This is a genomic window from Streptomyces colwelliae (assembly GCF_048158785.1).
Taxonomy (GTDB): Bacteria; Actinomycetota; Actinomycetes; order Streptomycetales; family Streptomycetaceae; genus Streptomyces.
The window spans coordinates 1-389 of sequence record NZ_JBLTJC010001059.1; the positions used below are offsets into that span (position 1 = coordinate 1).

Below are 389 nucleotides of genomic sequence, written 5' to 3' on the forward strand. Positions count from 1 at the left end.
GCTCCAACTATGTGCAGATCGGCGTCGTCGCCGACCGCATCAAGAACCGGGCGATCGTGATTTCCACGCTCGACAATCTGGTGAAGGGTTCGGCCGGACAGGCGATCCAGAATATGAACTTGATGTTCGGGCTGCCCGAGACGACGGGGCTGGAGCAGATCGCGCTGTTTCCATGACACGAGGTGCCGCGGTGGACGAAGCGACCTTGCAATTCTACCGGAGCAACGCCCAGTCCTATGCGGCTTGGGCGAAGGCGCCATCGACAAGGCTGCGCGGCTTTCTGAAGTTGCTTCCGCCGGGCGGTTCAGTCCTCGAGCTCGGCTGCGGCGCCGGCAATCATTCGGCGGTGATGCTGGCCGAAGGATTTTCTGTGCGTGCGACCGATGGCT

At 62.0% G+C, this 389-nt stretch carries 1 protein-coding gene; it reads left to right on the top strand.

Features of this window, described 5'->3' with window-relative positions:
• Positions 1-190: 190 nt before the first annotated feature.
• Positions 191-389, top strand: a 199-nt coding sequence (locus tag ACNFOC_RS55815; RefSeq protein WP_521987350.1) for a class I SAM-dependent methyltransferase, incomplete at its 3' end; no start/stop codon positions are given.